Origin of the sequence: Pseudomonas eutrophicaquae (assembly GCF_023544715.1) — a bacterium.
GTDB lineage: Bacteria > Pseudomonadota > Gammaproteobacteria > Pseudomonadales > Pseudomonadaceae > Geopseudomonas.
Genome location: NZ_JAMJEZ010000025.1, coordinates 1 through 19,468, shown reverse-complemented (window position 1 = coordinate 19,468; position 19,468 = coordinate 1). Strand labels below are relative to the sequence as shown.

15 protein-coding genes and 4 tRNA genes are annotated in these 19,468 nt (G+C 58.5%); all 19 read right to left on the bottom strand.

Going from position 1 to position 19,468, the window contains the following annotated elements; genetic code table 11:
* Positions 1-6: 6 nt before the first annotated feature.
* The 19 genes from rpsJ to birA all read right to left on the bottom strand — a co-directional run bounded on the left by rpsJ (position 7) and on the right by birA (position 19,273).
* Complete coding sequence (gene rpsJ / locus MXC11_RS10405) at positions 7-318, bottom strand: 30S ribosomal protein S10 (RefSeq protein WP_003103876.1); 312 nt, start codon at positions 316-318, stop codon at positions 7-9.
* A gap of 151 nt (positions 319-469) precedes the next feature.
* On the bottom strand, positions 470-1,663 hold the full coding sequence (gene tuf / locus MXC11_RS10400) for an elongation factor Tu (protein WP_250010131.1): 1,194 nt from the start codon (positions 1,661-1,663) through the stop codon (positions 470-472).
* A 30-nt stretch (positions 1,664-1,693) separates the two neighbouring features.
* Positions 1,694-3,814: an elongation factor G gene (fusA, locus tag MXC11_RS10395; RefSeq protein WP_250010130.1), complete on the bottom strand. Its 2,121-nt coding sequence runs from the start codon at positions 3,812-3,814 to the stop codon at positions 1,694-1,696.
* 33 nt (positions 3,815-3,847) lie between these two features.
* The gene (gene rpsG / locus MXC11_RS10390) at positions 3,848-4,318 is read right to left on the bottom strand and encodes a 30S ribosomal protein S7 (RefSeq protein ID WP_090213018.1); all 471 of its coding nucleotides are present in this window, start codon (positions 4,316-4,318) and stop codon (positions 3,848-3,850) included.
* Positions 4,319-4,399: 81 nt separating this feature from the next.
* Positions 4,400-4,771 (bottom strand): 30S ribosomal protein S12, encoded by a 372-nt coding sequence (gene rpsL, locus MXC11_RS10385; RefSeq protein ID WP_090213017.1) that lies wholly within the window; start codon positions 4,769-4,771, stop codon positions 4,400-4,402.
* Positions 4,772-4,910: 139 nt separating this feature from the next.
* Positions 4,911-9,113, bottom strand: coding sequence for a DNA-directed RNA polymerase subunit beta' (rpoC, locus tag MXC11_RS10380; protein WP_250010129.1), 4,203 nt, complete (start codon positions 9,111-9,113; stop codon positions 4,911-4,913).
* Between the two features lie 60 nt (positions 9,114-9,173).
* A complete protein-coding gene (gene rpoB / locus MXC11_RS10375) occupies positions 9,174-13,250 on the bottom strand; it encodes a DNA-directed RNA polymerase subunit beta (protein ID WP_250010128.1) in 4,077 nt (1,358 codons plus the stop codon).
* Between the two features lie 224 nt (positions 13,251-13,474).
* Positions 13,475-13,843 (bottom strand): 50S ribosomal protein L7/L12, encoded by a 369-nt coding sequence (gene rplL, locus MXC11_RS10370; protein ID WP_069563578.1) that lies wholly within the window; start codon positions 13,841-13,843, stop codon positions 13,475-13,477.
* Between the two features lie 73 nt (positions 13,844-13,916).
* On the bottom strand, positions 13,917-14,417 hold the full coding sequence (gene rplJ, locus MXC11_RS10365; protein ID WP_250010127.1) for a 50S ribosomal protein L10: 501 nt from the start codon (positions 14,415-14,417) through the stop codon (positions 13,917-13,919).
* Positions 14,418-14,619: 202 nt separating this feature from the next.
* The gene (gene rplA / locus MXC11_RS10360; protein ID WP_250010126.1) at positions 14,620-15,315 is read right to left on the bottom strand and encodes a 50S ribosomal protein L1; all 696 of its coding nucleotides are present in this window, start codon (positions 15,313-15,315) and stop codon (positions 14,620-14,622) included.
* Positions 15,315-15,746, bottom strand: coding sequence for a 50S ribosomal protein L11 (rplK, locus tag MXC11_RS10355; RefSeq protein ID WP_250010125.1), 432 nt, complete (start codon positions 15,744-15,746; stop codon positions 15,315-15,317). Before rplK ends, rplA begins: the two co-directional genes overlap by 1 nt.
* Positions 15,747-15,859: 113 nt before the next feature.
* Positions 15,860-16,393: a transcription termination/antitermination protein NusG gene (nusG, locus tag MXC11_RS10350; RefSeq protein WP_250010124.1), complete on the bottom strand. Its 534-nt coding sequence runs from the start codon at positions 16,391-16,393 to the stop codon at positions 15,860-15,862.
* A gap of 9 nt (positions 16,394-16,402) precedes the next feature.
* The gene (gene secE / locus MXC11_RS10345) at positions 16,403-16,771 is read right to left on the bottom strand and encodes a preprotein translocase subunit SecE (protein WP_250010123.1); all 369 of its coding nucleotides are present in this window, start codon (positions 16,769-16,771) and stop codon (positions 16,403-16,405) included.
* A 36-nt stretch (positions 16,772-16,807) separates the two neighbouring features.
* Positions 16,808-16,883, bottom strand: a tRNA-Trp gene (locus tag MXC11_RS10340).
* Between the two features lie 267 nt (positions 16,884-17,150).
* Positions 17,151-17,226, bottom strand: a tRNA-Thr gene (locus MXC11_RS10335).
* A 29-nt stretch (positions 17,227-17,255) separates the two neighbouring features.
* Positions 17,256-17,329: transfer RNA gene (locus MXC11_RS10330), tRNA-Gly, on the bottom strand.
* Positions 17,330-17,357: 28 nt separating this feature from the next.
* Positions 17,358-17,442: transfer RNA gene (locus MXC11_RS10325), tRNA-Tyr, on the bottom strand.
* A gap of 128 nt (positions 17,443-17,570) precedes the next feature.
* Entirely contained in the window at positions 17,571-18,335 is a 765-nt protein-coding gene (locus MXC11_RS10320; protein ID WP_250010122.1) for a type III pantothenate kinase, read from the bottom strand.
* Positions 18,332-19,273, bottom strand: coding sequence for a bifunctional biotin--[acetyl-CoA-carboxylase] ligase/biotin operon repressor BirA (gene birA / locus MXC11_RS10315; RefSeq protein ID WP_250010121.1), 942 nt, complete (start codon positions 19,271-19,273; stop codon positions 18,332-18,334). Before birA ends, MXC11_RS10320 begins: the two co-directional genes overlap by 4 nt.
* Positions 19,274-19,468 lie beyond the last annotated feature (195 nt).

Sequence of the window (19,468 nt, the reverse complement as noted above, 5' to 3'; positions counted from 1 at the left end):
CGGATTTCAGCCGAGGCTGATCTGGACTTCGACACCAGCAGCAAGGTCGAGCTTCATCAGCGCGTCGACGGTCTTGTCGGTCGGCTGAACGATGTCGAGTACACGCTTGTGAGTACGAATTTCGTACTGATCACGCGCATCCTTGTTGACGTGCGGAGAAATCAGCACGGTAAACCGTTCCTTGCGGGTCGGCAGAGGGATCGGACCACGGACCTGAGCACCAGTACGTTTCGCGGTTTCCACGATTTCCTGGGTGGATTGATCGATCAGGCGGTGGTCAAAAGCCTTCAACCGAATACGGATTTGTTGGTTTTGCATTTTGACCTCAGACTCTATCTATTCCCACCGAACGGACTACGCCCGGTAAAAGGAGGCGCGATTGTACTGACGCCCCCACCGGGTGTCAACCAATGGGCAGTAAACGAGAAAACCCCCGCGCAAGCGGGGGTTTTCCTGGAACAGATCTCGATTACTCGACGATCTTGGCAACCACGCCGGCGCCAACGGTACGACCGCCTTCGCGGATTGCGAAGCGCAGACCATCTTCCATGGCGATCGGAGCGATCAGGGTGACGACCATCTTGACGTTATCACCCGGCATCACCATCTCGACGCCTTCCGGCAGTTCGCAGCTGCCAGTCACGTCAGTGGTACGGAAGTAGAACTGCGGACGGTAGCCCTTGAAGAACGGGGTGTGACGACCACCTTCTTCCTTGGACAGCACGTACACTTCAGCTTCGAATTTGGTGTGCGGCTTGATGGTGCCCGGCTTGGCCAGAACCTGACCACGCTCGACGTCTTCACGCTTGATACCACGCAGCAGCACGCCGACGTTCTCACCAGCACGACCTTCGTCGAGCAGCTTGCGGAACATCTCAACGCCGGTGCAGGTAGTCTTGGAGGTCGGACGAATACCGACGATCTCGACTTCTTCCTGAACCTTGACGATACCACGCTCGACACGACCGGTTACCACGGTGCCGCGACCGGAGATCGAGAACACGTCTTCGATCGGCATCAGGAACGGCTGATCGATGGCACGCACCGGCTCCGGGATGTAGCTGTCGAGGGTCTCGACCAGCTTCTTCACAGCGCTGGTGCCCAGGCCGTTCTCATCTTCACCGTTCAGAGCCATCAGCGCGGAGCCGATGATGATCGGGGTGTCGTCGCCCGGGAAGTCGTAGGTGGACAACAGGTCACGCACTTCCATCTCGACCAGTTCCAGCAGCTCGGCGTCGTCAACCACGTCAGCCTTGTTCAGGAACACGACGATGTAAGGAACGCCAACCTGACGGGACAGCAGGATGTGCTCACGGGTCTGCGGCATGGGGCCGTCAGCAGCCGAGCAAACCAGGATCGCGCCGTCCATCTGGGCAGCACCGGTGATCATGTTCTTGACGTAGTCGGCGTGGCCCGGGCAGTCAACGTGCGCGTAGTGACGGACGTTGGAGTCGTACTCTACGTGTGCGGTGTTGATGGTGATACCACGAGCTTTCTCTTCCGGAGCGGAGTCGATCTTGTCGAAGTCGACACGAGCGGAACCAAACACTTCGGAGCAAACGCGGGTCAGCGCAGCAGTCAGGGTAGTTTTACCGTGGTCAACGTGACCGATGGTGCCGACGTTGACGTGCGGTTTGTTACGTTCGAATTTCTCTTTAGCCACGACAGTGAACCTCTTGCTAAAAGGGCTGAATCAAGCTTGTTTCTTAACCAGTGCTTCGACGATGTTCGACGGAGCTTCGGCGTATTTGGAGAATTCCATGGAGTAGCTTGCGCGACCCTGAGACATGGAACGCACATCGGTAGCGTAACCGAACATCTCACCCAGCGGAACTTCAGCGCGAATGACCTTGCCGGACACGCTGTCATCCATACCCTGGATCAGGCCACGACGACGGTTCAGGTCACCCATCACGTCGCCCATGTAGTCCTCCGGAGTCACGACCTCGACCTTCATGATCGGCTCGAGCACCTTGCCGCCACCCCTCTGGGCCAGCTGCTTGGTTGCCATGGAGGCAGCGACCTTGAACGCCATTTCGTTGGAGTCGACGTCGTGGTAGGAACCATCAAACACGGTTGCCTTCAGGCCGATGAGCGGATAGCCGGCCACTACGCCGTTCTTCATCTGCTCTTCGACACCTTTCTGGATCGCCGGGATGTATTCCTTCGGAACCACACCACCCACAACCTCGTTGGTGAAGACCAGGCCTTCGGTGATGTTACCGTTCTCGTCCACGTCCGGAGTCGAGAAGCGGATCCAGCAGTGACCGAACTGACCACGACCACCGGACTGACGGACAAACTTGCCTTCGATCTCGACGTTGTCCTTGGAGATGGTCTCACGGTAAGCCACCTGCGGCTTGCCGATGTTGGCATCAACATTGAACTCGCGCTTCATACGGTCAACGATGATGTCTAGGTGCAGCTCACCCATACCACCAATGATGGTCTGACCGGACTCTTCGTCGGTCTTGACGCGGAACGACGGGTCTTCCTGAGCCAGCTTGCCCAGAGCGATACCCATCTTTTCCTGATCAGCCTTGGTCTTCGGCTCAACGGCAACGTGAATCACCGGCTCCGGGAAGTCCATGCGCTCGAGGACGATCTGCTTCTCAAGGTCGCACAGGGTGTCACCGGTGGTGACGTCCTTCATGCCGATCAGCGCAGCGATGTCGCCGGCGCGGACTTCCTTGATTTCGTCGCGCTGGTTGGCGTGCATCTGCACCATACGGCCGACGCGCTCTTTCTTGCCCTTGACCGAGTTGATCACCGAGTCGCCGGAAGACAGCACGCCCGAGTAGACGCGAACGAAGGTCAGAGTACCAACGAAGGGGTCGGTAGCGATCTTGAACGCCAGAGCGGCGAACGGCTCGTCGTCGGACGACTTGCGCTCGTCGACCTTCTCGTCGTCATCCGGATGAACACCCTTGATGGCGTCCACTTCGTCCGGAGCCGGCAGGAAGTCGATCACGGCGTCGAGAACCAGCGGCACGCCCTTGTTCTTGAACGAAGAACCGCAGACGGCCGGAACGATTTCACAAGCCAGGGTGCGCTGACGCAGGCCCGCCTTGATCTCTTCGTTGCTCAGATCACCTTCTTCGAGGTACTTGTTCATCAGCTCTTCGTTGGCTTCGGCAGCAGCCTCGACCATGTTCGAGCGATATTCAGCAGCCAGGTCAGCCAGCTCCGCCGGAATCTCTTCCTCGCGGTAGGTCATGCCCTTGTCTTCGTCGTTCCAGTAAATCGCCTTCATCTTGATCAGGTCGATCTGACCAACGAAGTTCTCTTCAGCGCCGATGGCCAGCTGGACCGGCACCGGAGTGTGACCCAGGCGCTTCTTGATCTGTTCAACCACGCGCAGGAAGTTGGCACCCTGGCGGTCCATCTTGTTGACGTAGACGATACGCGGAACGCCGTACTTGTTGGCCTGACGCCATACGGTTTCCGACTGCGGTTCGACGCCGGAGGTGCCGCAGAACACTACGACAGCACCGTCGAGCACGCGCAGGGAGCGCTCTACTTCAATGGTGAAGTCCACGTGACCGGGGGTATCGATCACGTTGACGCGGTAGTTGTCGTACTGGCCGCGCGAACCTTTCCAGAAGGTGGTCACGGCAGCGGAGGTGATGGTGATACCACGCTCCTGCTCCTGCACCATCCAGTCGGTGGTCGCAGCACCGTCGTGCACTTCGCCGAGCTTGTGGTTCACGCCGGTGTAGAACAGTACCCGCTCGGTAGTGGTGGTCTTGCCCGCATCCACGTGCGCGCAAATACCGATGTTCCGGTAGCGGTTAATAGGGGTTGTACGGGCCACAGTTGGGTCCTCGCTGGGTTAGACGCGCAAGTCTTAGAAACGGTAGTGCGAGAAGGCCTTGTTGGCCTCGGCCATACGGTGCACGTCTTCACGCTTCTTCACCGCAGCGCCCTTGCCTTCGGCGGCGTCGATCAGCTCGCCCGCCAGGCGCAGGGCCATGGACTTCTCACCACGCTTGCGCGCGTAATCTACCAGCCAACGCATGGCCAGTGCGTTACGACGGGACGGACGAACTTCGACCGGAACCTGGTAGGTAGCACCGCCGACACGGCGGGACTTCACTTCGACCAGCGGAGCGATGGCGTCGAGTGCTTTCTCGAAGGTTTCCAGGGGGTCTACGTTCTTGCGCTGCTTGACGGTATCCAGGGCACCGTAAACGATGCGCTCTGCGACAGCCTTCTTGCCGCTTTCCATCACGTGGTTCATGAACTTGGCCAGAATCTGGCTTCCGTACTTCGGATCGGCCAGGATTTCACGCTTGGCCGCTACACGACGTCTTGGCATTGATAAGCCCTCAAAACGGTCTTCAGGTTAGCCCGGGATGCTCCCGACCTTACTCTTATCGACTCGACAAAAAGAATTCGATTACTTCGGACGCTTGGCGCCGTACTTGGAACGACCCTGCTTACGATCCTTCACGCCAGAGGTATCCAGCGAACCGCGCACGGTGTGATAACGCACACCCGGAAGGTCCTTGACACGACCGCCACGGATCAGCACAACGCTGTGCTCCTGGAGGTTGTGGCCTTCACCACCGATGTAGGAAGCGACTTCGTAGCCGTTGGTCAGGCGCACACGGCAAACCTTACGCAGGGCCGAGTTCGGCTTCTTCGGGGTGGTGGTGTATACGCGGGTGCAAACACCGCGGCGCTGGGGGCAGTTCTGCAGCGCCGGCACGTCACTCTTTTCAGTGACGCGCTTGCGCGGCTGGCGCACCAGCTGGTTGATAGTTGCCATCTACTAGCTCCACTGATTGTCTTGCGACACAAAAATTTCGCGAGGCAGACGCCCCGCGAGATTAAGGGTCCGAGAGTCTAAAGGCCTTGACATAAGCCGTCAAGACAACCCCGAGAGCTCAGGCTCCCGGGGCAGGCTCTCAGTTGCTCTCGCCGAAGTTCAGCGCTTCGCTCAGTGCGGCTTCAACCTCACTGGCGCTGACACGTTGCGGCTTCTCGGCATCACGCTTGCGCTTGCGCTCGCTGTGATAGGCCAAACCGGTACCGGCCGGGATCAGACGACCCACTACCACGTTCTCCTTCAGGCCGCGCAGGTAATCGCGCTTGCCAGTGACGGCCGCCTCGGTAAGGACGCGGGTGGTCTCCTGGAAGGAGGCGGCAGAAATGAACGACTCGGTGGACAGCGAGGCCTTGGTGATCCCCAGCAGTACACGCTCGTACTTGGCCGGGAACTTGTCCTCGGCTGCCAGCTTCTCGTTCTCTTCCAGCACCTGGGTCAGCTCGGCCTGGTCGCCCTTGATGAAGCTCGAATCGCCCGACTCGCTGATCTCGATCTTGCGCAGCATCTGCCGCAGGATGGTCTCGATGTGCTTGTCGTTGATCTTCACACCCTGCAGGCGGTACACGTCCTGAATCTCGTTGACGATGTACTTGGCCAGCGCACTGACACCCAGCAGACGCAGGATGTCGTGCGGGTTGCTCGGACCGTCAGAGATCACTTCACCACGGTTCACCTGTTCGCCTTCGAAGACGTTGAGGTGACGCCACTTCGGAATCAGCTCCTCATACGGATCGCTGCCATCCGTCGGGGTAATGACCAGACGGCGCTTGCCCTTGGTCTCCTTGCCGAAGCTGATGGTACCGCTGACCTCTGCAAGGATCGACGGCTCCTTCGGACGACGCGCCTCGAAGAGGTCGGCCACGCGCGGCAGACCACCAGTGATGTCACGGGTCTTCGAGGTTTCCTGCGGGATACGGGCGATCACATCACCCACACCCACCTGGGCACCGTTGGAGAGGCTGAGCAGGGTCTTGGCCGGCAGGAAGTACTGGGCCGGTACATCGGTACCCGGCAGCAGCAGCTCCTTGCCATTGGCATCGACCAGCTTGACCGCCGGACGGATCTCGCGACCAGCCGCCGGACGCTCGTTGGGATCCATCACCTCGATACTGGTCAGACCGGTCAGCTCGTCGGCCTGAGTACGGATGGTGATCCCCTCCTCCATACCAACGAAGGTCACGGTACCGGCCATCTCGGTGATGATCGGGTGCGTGTGCGGGTCCCACTTGGCCACGATGGCACCGGCCTCGACACGATCACCTTCCTTGACGGAGATGACGGTACCGTAGGTCAGCTTGTAACGCTCACGCTCGCGGCCGAAGTCATCCGCCACCGCCAGCTCACCCGAACGCGATACCGCGACCAGCGCGCCATCGGCACGCTCGACGTGCTTGAGGTTATGCAGGCGAATGATGCCGCCGTTCTTGACCTGAATACTGTCCTGAGCCGCGCTCCGGCTTGCCGCACCCCCGATGTGGAAGGTCCGCATGGTCAGCTGGGTACCCGGCTCACCAATCGACTGGGCCGCAATGACGCCGACCGCCTCACCAATGTTGACCTGATGGCCACGGGCCAGATCGCGGCCGTAGCACTTGGCACAGATGCCATAACGGGTTTCGCAAGTAATCGGCGAGCGAACGATCACCTCATCGACGCTGTTGAGCTCGAGGAACTCGACCCACTGCTCGTCAATCAGGGTGCCAGCCGGCACGATCACTTCATCGGTACCCGGCTTGCAGACATCACGGGCCACCACACGGCCGAGCACGCGCTCACCGAGCGGTTCGACGATGTCGCCGCCTTCGATGTGCGGGGTCATCAGCAGGCCATGTTCGGTGCCGCAATCGATCTCGGTCACCACCAGATCCTGAGCCACGTCGACCAGGCGACGAGTCAGGTAACCGGAGTTCGCGGTCTTCAGTGCGGTATCCGCCAGACCCTTACGGGCACCGTGAGTGGAGATGAAGTACTGCAGTACGTTCAGGCCTTCACGGAAGTTCGCGGTGATCGGCGTCTCAATGATCGAGCCATCCGGCTTGGCCATCAGGCCGCGCATACCTGCCAGCTGACGAATCTGCGCCGCCGAACCCCGTGCACCGGAGTCGGCCATCATGTACATGGAGTTGAAGGACTCCTGCTCGACCAGATTGCCCTGGCGATCGACCACCTTCTCCTTGGAGAGGTTGTCCATCATCGCCTTGGAGAGCTTCTCGTTGGCCTTGGACCACAGGTCGATGACCTTGTTGTACTTCTCGCCCTGGGTAACCAGACCGGAGGCGTACTGGGTCTCGATTTCCTTCACTTCAGTGGTGGCCGCATCGATGATCAGCGCCTTCTCATCCGGGATGACGAAGTCGTTGACGCCGATCGACACCCCAGAAAGGGTCGAGAAGGCAAAGCCGGTGTACATCAGCTGGTCGGCGAAGATCACCGTATCCTTGAGACCGACCGTGCGGTAGCACTGGTTGATCAGGCGGGAAATGGCTTTCTTCTTCATCGACTGGTTGACCACATCGAACGACAGGCCAGCCGGTACGATCTGGAACAGCAGCGCACGGCCGATGGTGGTATCGACGATGCGGGTGTTGTGCACCAGCGAGCCGTCTTTCTGCTTGACGGTTTCGTTGATGCGCACCTTGACGCGGGCATGCAGGGCGACTTCACCGGCGCGGAACACGCGGTCGACTTCCTGCAGGTCGGCGAACACACGGCCTTCGCCCTTGGCGTTAATCGCCTCGCGGGTCATGTAGTACAGACCCAGTACCACGTCCTGGGACGGCACAATGATCGGCTCGCCGTTGGCCGGCGACAGCACGTTGTTGGTCGACATCATCAGTGCGCGCGCTTCCAGCTGGGCCTCCAGCGTCAGCGGCACGTGCACGGCCATCTGGTCACCGTCGAAGTCGGCGTTGTACGCAGCACACACCAGCGGGTGCAGCTGGATCGCCTTACCTTCAATCAGTACCGGCTCGAACGCCTGGATGCCCAGACGGTGCAGGGTCGGCGCACGGTTGAGCAGCACGGGATGTTCGCGGATCACCTCGGCGAGCACGTCCCAGACCTCGGGCAGCTCGCGCTCGACCATCTTCTTGGCCGCCTTGATGGTGGTGGCCATGCCACGCGCTTCCAGCTTGCCGAAGATGAACGGCTTGAACAGCTCGAGTGCCATCTTCTTCGGCAGGCCGCACTGATGCAGACGCAGGGTCGGACCGACGGTGATCACCGAACGGCCGGAGTAGTCGACGCGCTTGCCGAGCAGGTTCTGACGGAAGCGGCCCTGCTTGCCCTTGATCATGTCGGCCAGGGACTTCAGCGGGCGCTTGTTGGAGCCGGTGATGGCGCGGCCGCGACGGCCGTTGTCCAGCAGGGCATCCACCGCTTCCTGCAGCATGCGCTTCTCGTTGCGGACGATGATGTCCGGTGCAGCGAGGTCGAGCAGGCGCTTGAGGCGGTTGTTACGGTTGATGACGCGGCGGTACAGATCGTTGAGATCCGAAGTCGCAAAGCGGCCACCATCCAGCGGCACCAGCGGACGCAGGTCCGGCGGCAGCACCGGCAGCACGGTCAGCACCATCCACTCCGGCTTGTTGCCGGAGCCCTGGAAGGCTTCCATAAGCTTCAGACGCTTGGACAGCTTCTTGATCTTGGTCTCGGAGTTGGTCTGCGGAATCTCTTCACGCAGGCGCTCGATCTCGTGCTCCAGATCGATACCGGCCAGCAGTGCAAACACCGCCTCGGCACCCATCTTGGCTTCGAAATCGTCACCATGCTCCTCGAGTGCTTCGAAGTACTGCTCGTCGTTGAGCAGTTGACCCTTCTCCAGCGGCGTCATGCCCGGCTCGATGACCACGTAGCTCTCGAAATAGAGCACGCGCTCGATATCACGCAGGGTCATGTCCAGCAGCAGGCCAATACGGGACGGCAGCGACTTGAGGAACCAGATGTGGGCGACCGGCGAGGCCAGCTCGATGTGGCCCATGCGCTCGCGGCGCACCTTGGCCAGCGCCACTTCCACGCCGCACTTCTCGCAGATCACACCGCGGTGCTTGAGGCGCTTGTACTTGCCGCACAGGCACTCGTAGTCCTTCACCGGGCCGAAGATCTTGGCGCAGAACAGGCCATCCCGCTCGGGCTTGAAGGTACGGTAATTGATGGTCTCCGGCTTCTTCACTTCACCGAAGGACCAGGAACGGATCATCTCGGGCGACGCCAGACCGATACGGATGGCGTCGAACTCTTCGAGTTGACCCTGGTTTTTCAACAGATTCAGCAGGTCTTTCAAGGCCTTTCCTCCTCACGGAGCCGGCGGCAGGGCTGGCCTGCCGCCGGTACGCGTCGCGGTTTATTCGGATTCCAGCTCGATATCGATGCCGAGGGAACGGATTTCCTTGATCAGCACGTTGAAGGACTCGGGCATGCCGGCCTCCATGCGGTGATCGCCATCCACGATGTTCTTGTACATCTTGGTACGGCCGTTCACATCGTCCGACTTCACGGTGAGCATTTCCTGCAGGGTGTAGGCCGCGCCGTAGGCTTCCAGCGCCCAGACCTCCATCTCCCCGAAACGCTGACCGCCGAACTGGGCCTTGCCGCCCAGCGGCTGCTGGGTGACCAGGCTGTAAGAGCCGGTGGAGCGAGCATGCATCTTGTCGTCGACCAGGTGGTTGAGCTTGAGCATGTACATGTAGCCCACCGTGGTCTGACGCTCGAACGCATTGCCGGTACGACCGTCATAGAGCTGCATCTGGCCACTTTCCGGCAGATCCGCCAGCTTGAGCATGGCCTTGATCTCGCGCTCTTCGGCACCATCGAACACCGGGGTCGCCATCGGCACACCCTTGCGCAGGTTAGCGGCCAGCTCGAAAATCTCGGCATCGTTCAGGCTGTCGAGGCTTTCCTGACGGCCACCGATCTCGTTATAGATCTGGTGCAAGAAGGCACGCAGCTCAGCGACCTTGCGCTGCTCTTCGAGCATGCGGTTGATCTTCTCACCCAGCCCCTTGGCGGCCAGGCCCAGGTGGGTCTCGAGGATCTGACCAACGTTCATCCGCGACGGCACGCCCAGCGGGTTCAGGACGATATCGACCGGAACACCATTCTCATCATGCGGCATGTCCTCGACCGGCATGATCACCGAGACCACACCCTTGTTACCGTGACGACCGGCCATCTTGTCGCCCGGCTGGATGCGGCGCTTGATGGCGAGGTAGACCTTGACGATCTTCAGCACGCCCGGTGCCAGATCATCGCCCTGCTGCAACTTGCGCTTCTTGTCTTCGAACTTCTCGTCGAGCAGCTGACGGCGATCAGAGAGATAGGCCTGGGCCTTCTCCAGCTGCTCGTTCAGCGCCTCGTCAGCCATGCGCAGCTTGAACCACTGGCTGTGCTCGAGGCCATCCAGGTACTCGTGGGTGACGGCTGTGCCCTTCTTGAGGGCAGCAGGACCGCCATCGGCCACCGCACCCACCAGCGCACTGCGCAGACGCTCGAAGGTCGCGCCTTCGACGATGCGGAACTCCTCATTGAGGTCCTTGCGGATCTCATCGAGCTGCTGCTTCTCGATGGACAGGGCGCGCGAATCGCGCTCCACGCCGTCACGAGTGAAGACCTGCACATCGATCACGGTGCCCTTGGTGCCGGTCGGCACGCGCAGGGAGGTGTCCTTCACATCGGACGCCTTCTCACCAAAGATCGCACGCAGCAGCTTCTCTTCCGGCGTCAGCTGGGTTTCGCCCTTGGGCGTGACCTTGCCGACCAGAATGTCACCGGCCTGCACTTCAGCACCGACGTAGACGATACCGGCTTCATCCAGCTTGTTCAGCGCCGCCTCACCGACGTTCGGGATATCCGCGGTGATCTCCTCCGGGCCGAGCTTGGTGTCGCGCGACACGCAAGTCAGTTCCTGGATGTGGATGGTGGTGAAGCGGTCTTCCTGAACCACACGCTCGGACAGGCAGATGGAGTCTTCGAAGTTGAAGCCGTTCCACGGCATGAACGCCACGCGCATGTTCTGACCGAGCGCCAGTTCACCCATGTCGGTGGAGGGACCATCGGCCATGATGTCACCGCGCGAAACTACATCACCCTTGCTGACCAGCGGACGCTGGTTGATGCAGGTGTTTTGGTTGGAACGGGTGTACTTGGTCAGGTTGTAGATGTCGACACCTGCCTCACCCGTCTCGACCTCATCGTCATGCACGCGCACCACGATACGGCTGGCATCGACCGAGTCGATCACCCCGCCACGCCGGGCCACCACGCAGACGCCGGAGTCGCGCGCCACGTTGCGCTCGATACCGGTCCCTACCAGCGGCTTGTCGGCACGCAGGGTCGGTACCGCCTGACGCTGCATGTTCGACCCCATCAGGGCGCGGTTAGCGTCGTCGTGCTCGAGGAACGGAATCAGCGAGGCCGCCACCGAGACGACCTGCTTGGGCGAGACGTCCATCAGGGTGACGTCTTCCGGCGCCTTGACGGTAAACTCGTTGAGGTGACGCACCGCCACCAGCTCATCGATCAGCTGACCCTGCTCGTTGAGCGTGGCCGAAGCCTGGGCGATGACATGATTGGCTTCTTCGATGGCCGACAGGTAGACGATCTCGTCAGTGACCTGCCCGCCCTTGACCACACGGTACGGGCTTTCCAGGAAGCCATACTGGTTGGTACGGGCATAAGTCGCCAGCGAGTTGATCAGACCGATGTTCGGACCTTCCGGCGTTTCGATCGGGCAGACGCGGCCATAGTGAGTCGGATGCACGTCGCGGACTTCGAAGCCGGCACGCTCACGTGTCAGACCACCCGGGCCAAGTGCAGAAACACGGCGCTTGTGGGTGATCTCGGAAAGCGGGTTGTTCTGGTCCATGAACTGCGACAGCTGGCTGGAGCCGAAGAACTCCTTGACCGCGGCCGCCACCGGCTTGGCATTGATCAGGTCCTGCGGCATCAGGCCTTCGCTTTCAGCCATCGACAGGCGTTCCTTGACCGCGCGCTCGACGCGCACCAGGCCAACACGGAACTGGTTCTCGGCCATTTCACCGACACAGCGCACACGGCGGTTGCCGAGGTGGTCGATGTCATCAACGATGCCCTTGCCGTTACGGATATCAACCAGGGTCTTCAGCACATCGACGATGTCTTCACGGCTGAGCACGCCCGCACCCTCGATCGCTTCACGACCGATACGGCGGTTGAACTTCATGCGACCCACAGCAGACAGGTCATAACGCTCGGCGCTGAAGAACAGGTTGTTGAACAGCGTTTCAGCGGCGTCTTTGGTGGGCGGCTCGCCCGGACGCATCATCCGATAGATTTCGACCAGGGCTTCCAGCTGATTGCCGGTGTTGTCGATCTTCAGGGTGTCGGAGATGAACGGACCGCAGTCGATGTCGTTGGTATACAGCGTCTCGATACGTACCACCTGGGCCTTGGCAATCTTGGCCAGCAGGTCGGTGGTCAGTTCGGTGTTGCACTCGGCAATGATCTCGCCGGTCGCCGGATGCACGAGGGCCTTGGCCAGGGTGCGCCCCAGTACATAATCCAGGGGAACGTCCAGTTCCTTGATGCCGGCCTTTTCAAGCTGGTTGATGTGCCGTGCAGTGATCCGGCGGCCCTGCTCGACGATGAGCTTGCCGGTTTCGTCCTTGATGTCGAACGCAGCAATTTCGCCACGCAGACGTTGCGGCACCAGCTCCAGGCTGATCGCCTGATCCTTCAGGTGGAAGACGCTGGTGTCATAGAAGATGTCGAGGATTTCCTCGGTACCATAGTTCAGTGCACGCAGCAGGACGGAAGCCGGCAGTTTGCGGCGGCGGTCGATACGCACGAACACGCAGTCCTTCGGATCGAACTCAAAGTCCAGCCAGGAACCACGGTAGGGAATGATACGGGCGGAATAGAGCAGCTTGCCCGAGCTGTGGGTCTTGCCGCGATCATGATCAAAGAACACGCCCGGCGAGCGGTGCAGCTGGGAAACAATGACCCGCTCGGTACCATTGATGATGAAGGTACCGTTCTCGGTCATCAGGGGGATTTCCCCCATGTAGACTTCCTGTTCCTTGATGTCCTTGATCGCTTTGCTCGACGACTCTTTGTCGAAGATGATCAGGCGCACTTTCACACGTAGCGGGACCGCAAAGGTCACACCACGCAGCACGCATTCCTTGACGTCAAATGCCGGCTCGCCCATGCGATAGCCGACGTATTCCAGGGCAGCATTGCCGGAATAGCTGATAATCGGGAAAACGGACTTGAAGGCTGCATGCAGGCCGACATCGCGGAGCTGCTCCTTACTGGTGCCTGCCTGCAGGAATTCGCGGTACGAATCCAGCTGGATGGCCAGGAGGTAAGGCACATCCATGACATCCGGCAACTTGCTAAAGTCCTTGCGGATACGTTTTTTCTCAGTATATGAGTAAGCCATCAGCGTTCCCCAGCTTGGTCACCTGCTTGTTTGGCCTCTCCGACGGGAGCAGCCGGAAAATCGTGCAAACCCTCGGTTTGCAGCCACCTGCGCAGTGGCGCGTTTCACGTTATCGGCGAGCACTGCTCAGAGGCTGCCCATAACGGAAAAAGGCCGGTGGCATCAGCCACCAGCCATCAGTCCGGAGCCTGCGCTCCGGACTGTCGACGCAATGTCGCTCAAACTTACTTGAGCTCGACCTTGGCGCCGGCTTCTTCCAGAGCCTTCTTGGCCGCTTCGGCTTCTTCCTTGGAAGCGCCTTCCTTGACCACGCCCGGGGCGCCGTCAACGACAGCCTTAGCTTCTTTCAGGCCCAGACCGGTCAGCTCACGCACAACCTTGATGACGTTCACTTTCTTGTCGCCAGCTTCGGCCAGGACGATGGTGAACTCGGTCTGCTCTTCAACCACAGCAGCAGCAGCGGCCGGGCCAGCAGCCACAGCGGCAGCAGCGGTCACACCGAACTTCTCTTCCATGGCCTTGATCAGTTCGACAACCTGCATCACGGACATTTCGGAAACGGCGTTGATGATATCTTCGTTGGTCAGAGCCATGACTCTATTCCTGTATTAAGTGACGGCATGTGCCATCTTGTTAACAAAAAAGGTGTGAAAGTTACCAAGCGCCTTAGGCAGCCTCGGCTTCCTTCTTGTCGCGAATCGCTGCCAGGGTACGAGCCAGCTTGCTGGTAGCGCCCTGAATGACGCTCATCAGCTGAGCCACAGCTTCGTTGTAGGTCGGCAGAGTGGCCAGTACATCGATCTGATTGGCAGCGATGAACTTGCCTTCGAAGGCTGCAGCCTTGATCTCGAACTTGTCCTGACCCTTGGCAAACTCCTTGAAGATACGGGCAGCAGCGCCCGGATGCTCGTTGGAGAACGCAATCAGGGTCGGGCCCTTGAACACGTCAGCCAGCACCTCAAAGTCGGTGCCTTCGACGGCACGGCGAGCCAGGGTGTTACGTACGACTTTTACGTACACACCAGCTTCGCGGGCCTCTTTACGGAGTCCGGTCATGGCGCCCACAGTCACGCCACGGGCATCAGCCACGACAGCAGACAGGGCAGCTTTGGCAGCCTCGTTGACTTCAGCGACAATGGCCTTCTTGTCTTCGAGCTTAATTGCCACGGGTTTACTCCTGGATGTTACCGTTTCGCCGAACCGAAGTTCAGCGTCGTTTTGGTGTCTGATTCGGTAAACGAATCGGGAGCACCATCTGCGTAGGCCGGTGATTTAAGGCAAGCCACCTACGGTCTTGGATAGCCCCCGCCAGGCAGGGACCCCAATATGTGCGAAGTGAGCCAGATACAACTGCTCACTTCGTCTTGCATCAGATTTCCAGAGAAGACTGGTCGATCTGCAGGCCTGGCCCCATGGTGGTGCTCAGGGTCACACGCTTCATGTAGACGCCCTTGGATGTGGACGGCTTGAGGCGCTTGAGATCAGACAGCAGGGCTTCGACGTTCTGCTTCAGGGCAGCCGGGGCGAAGTCAACTTTACCCACGGACGCGTGAATGATGCCGTTCTTGTCAGTACGGAAACGCACCTGACCAGCCTTGGCATTCTTTACGGCGGTCGCCACGTCAGGGGTCACGGTGCCGACTTTCGGGTTCGGCATCAGACCACGCGGGCCGAGCACCTGACCCAGCTGACCGACGACACGCATGGCGTCCGGAGAGGCGATGACCACGTCATAGTTCAAATCACCGGCTTTCATTTCGGCAGCCAGCTCATCCATACCAACCTTGTCGGCACCGGCAGCCAGCGCCGCTTCAGCATTGGCACCCTGGGCAAACACAGCGATACGCACGCTCTTACCAGTACCGTTCGGCAGAACGGTAGCGCCACGCACGACCTGGTCGGATTTACGCGGATCGACACCCAGGTTGATGGCAACATCAACCGATTCTTTGAACTTGGTGGTCGAAATTTCTGCCAGCAGCGCGGCAGCTTCTTCGAAGCCATACTGCTTGCCAGCAACGACTTTCTCGGCGATTGCCTTCTGGCGCTTGGTCAGCTTGGCCATTACACACCCTCCACGTTCAGGCCCATGCTACGGGCAGAGCCGGCGATGGTGCGCACGGCAGCTTCCAGATCAGCAGCGGTCAGATCAGCCTGCTTGGTCTTGGCGATCTCTTCCAGCTGAGCACGGGTCACGGTGCCGACTTTCTGGGTATTCGGGCGAGCAGAGCCGCTGGCAATACCAGCTGCCTTCTTCAGCAGCACAGCAGCCGGAGTACTCTTGGTCTCGAAGGTGAAGCTACGGTCACTGTAAACAGTGATAATCACCGGAGTGGGCAGGCCGGGCTCCATACCCTGAGTACGGGCATTGAAGGCCTTGCAGAACTCCATGATGTTAACGCCGTGCTGACCGAGGGCCGGACCTACGGGCGGCGACGGGTTGGCCTGACCGGCCTTTACTTGCAGCTTGATATAAGCCGTGATTTTCTTAGCCATTTGCTACTCCAGTTTCGGGTACATGCGCCTTACGGCTCCCCGCTTGCCTTAGCATTTGTCACAGGGACAACAAAGCCCCGCAGGATCACGCTGCGGGGCAAAAACCTTTACTATCAGACCTTCTCGACCTGACCGAACTCCAGCTCAACCGGCGTGGAGCGTCCAAAGATGAGAACAGCCACTTGGATACGGCTTTTCTCGTAATTGACTTCCTCGACGACGCCATTGAAGTCGGCGAAGGGGCCATCAATCACACGCACTGTCTCACCCGGCTCGAACAGTGTCTTCGGACGCGGCTTATCCCCGCTATCCGCTACACGGCGCAGGATAGCCTCTGCTTCTTTCTCGGTAATTGGCGCTGGCTTGTCTGCAGTGCCACCAATGAAGCCCATGACCCGCGGCGTGTCTTTGATCAGGTGCCAACTGGCTTCATTCATTTCCATCTGAACCAGCACGTAGCCAGGGAAGAATTTACGCTCACTTTTGCGTTTCTGGCCATTACGCATCTCAACCACTTCTTCAGTGGGAACCAGAATTTCACCAAACTGATCTTCCATGCCAGCCAGCTTCACGCGCTCGATCAGCGAGCGCATTACATGCTTTTCGTAGCCCGAATAGGCGTGCACAACATACCAACGCTTAGCCACAATGCACCCTTAACCTACGATCGAGGAGACCAGCCAGCCCAAGAGGGAATCCAGACCCCACAGAACCAACGCCATCAAGAGCACCACTGCAACCACGATCAGCGTGGTTTGCGTTGTTTCTTGGCGCGTAGGCCATACAACCTTACGGATCTCTGCCCGAGCTTCTTTGGTCAGAACAAAGAAGGCAGCACCCTTGCTGGTTTGCAGCGCAATGAATCCTGCCACCAAAGCGGCCAGCAAAACGCCAATCACCCTATAAAGGATAGGCTCAGCGGAGAAATAGTGATTACCCACGACGGCGGCAGTTACTAAGGCAGCAACCATCAACCACTTGAGCATATCTAGACGGGAATCTTTGCTTTCTGCCTTGGCGTTCATTTGCAAGGACCTTGTGAGGGTGCCAGATGTTGAATCTGGCAGGCCAGGAGGGAATCGAACCCCCAACCTGCGGTTTTGGAGACCGCTGCTCTGCCAATTGAGCTACTGGCCTGTAACTTGATCAGGCGGCGAATGATACCCTTCCGAAGCGAATAGATCAACTACTTATTCGACGGTAAATCCGTCCAGCAACCTGCAGAGAACACTGCGGCTCTCGCACCTAGCCGTAACCACCCAGAGCGTCCGACTAGCATGACGTCACGAACCCAAATGAACCACAAACCCAACAGGTATACCCTGGACAGCAGGCAAGAGATTCACACAACTGGCGCTCCCAAAAACGACAAAGGCAGATATTTTCATATCCGCCTTTGTTTTTTGGAGCTCATGAGCGGATTTGAACCGCTGACCTCACCCTTACCAAGGGTGTGCTCTACCAACTGAGCTACATGAGCATGTTACTCTTTTATTCGCCTTATCATCTTGGAGCGGGTAGCGGGAATCGAACCCGCATCATCAGCTTGGAAGGCTGAGGTTCTACCACTGAACTATACCCGCAGCCCTTTACGATAATCAGGCTAGAATTTGGTGGAGGGGGAAGGATTCGAACCTTCGAAGTCGTAGACGTCAGATTTACAGTCTGATCCCTTTGGCCGCTCGGGAACCCCTCCAAAACTTTACTTGAGCTGAATTTTCGACCACCGCTCAAGTGGTACAAATCATACAAAACGAACACTCAAGACGCAAGCGCAAAATCTCATCTAAGCGAATGTTTTTCCTAAAGAATTGGCAAGCGGGCTTACACTGGACAAGCGAGATCAAGCCCTGCAAAAACCAAGTCACGAGCAATCTCATAAGGTACTTGCATTTTCTTCAGCTCAATGGCAGCAACGGGGGCGTCACCACCGGTGAGAAATACCTGGAAATCAGACCCCCACAGCTGCTTGGCCAGTGATACCTGGCAGGCAACAAAACCGTATAGCATCGCAAGGCAACCCCGCTCCACAGCATCATGCGTGTTGCGGCCTGGAGGCAACAAGGTGGTACAAATCTTTCCCTCGCAACGCTCATAGCGAACACGCCTTGTAGAGGAGGTAAGCTGCGAACGCATCAGTGCAAGCCCCGGGGCAATATACCCACCCATATGCAAACCTTCTGCAGATAGAAGGTCCACGGTGATTGCTGTACCCAAATCAATGATCAGACAATTCTGAGCACCTGCCCGGCAGTGAACAGCCAAAATTGCAAGCCAGCGATCTAGCCCAAGCAAACTCGGCACGTCGTAGCCATTTTTAACGCCATGACAATCCACACCAGCCTGGGCCTGTAAAATACGCGCAGTGGGAAATAACTGTCCTAGCAAGGTCAGCAGCGTCTGCGTTTCTTCATCGCTGCGTACGCTGGCAAGCCGACATGCTTGCACACCGGCAGAATCGATCAGCCGCAGCTGTGCAGCCAGTATCGTTTCAGACTCAGCTGTATTTCTGAGCACTATTGATTCATGAGCACGCGGTCGCAACTGCCATTTGATAAGCGAGTTACCCACATCAAGATCCAAGATCATTGGAGCCTCAGCGTCAATTCTCCACCACTGAACGTCTGCTCACTGCCATCCACATCAAGACGCAATGCTCCATCCGGCGTTACACCGATCACTCGACCCAGCACCTCGCTGGCACCGCTCATAAGCCGGACATCCCTCCCCTGCCACAAATGTTTTTCTTCCCACTCAGCGTGATGTGCTGGAAAGCCATGCTCTATGTGCACACCGAGAAGACGCTCTAAATTCTTTACTAGCCGCACAGCAAGCTCATTACGATCTATAAGGCGGAGAGTTTCCCGCTGAATTGATGTCCAAGCCTGATTGATGTTGCTAGCCTCCATGAGATTCGCATTTATCCCAATTCCAATCACGACATGACATACATCGGCAGGATCACCTGTCAACTCCAGCAAGATACCGGCCAGCTTACTGCTATTGACGAGAATATCGTTCGGCCACTTCAGGCCAATCCCATGCATGCCGTACGGCTCCAGCGTACGTAAAACCGCAACTCCCACAGCAAGGCTCAAGGCTTGTAGATATTGAGCATTTTCTACGCGCAGCACATAGGAAAGGTATAAATTTTGCGCATAGGGGCTGATCCATACGCGCCCCCTACGTCCGCGCCCCTCACTCTGATGCTCCGCCAGCACGACAAAAGGGGTGTCGCTACGCAATGCAGCAAGATGCCTCAGAGCAACGGCATTGGTTGAATCCACACACTCTTCAACGTGGCAACATATGCCTAGTTGATCTTCCAGGGCCTCTCGACGTAACAGGCTCAGCGGCTGCTCAAGCCTATAGCCTTTCCCAGGCACACTATGCAACTTTAGAAACTGTTGCTGGGATACAGTGCGCAGCCTTTTCCAAACGGCACTACGGCTGATACCTAAAGCTCGCCCAAGCTCTTCACCAGAATGAAAGCGACCATCTGCCAGCAGGCGTAATAATTGCTGCATTTTTATACCCCTTGCTGGAGTTTTTTGGACGCGCCACACCTAACAACATAAAGCATCGGTCATATGCTTGATATTTTTATTTCACTGCAAAGACAAACCCCCGACCAGCATGCGCGGATCGGGGGTTTGGGATAGGTGCTTGACGATGACCTACTCTCACATGGGGAGACCCCACACTACCATCGGCGATGCGTT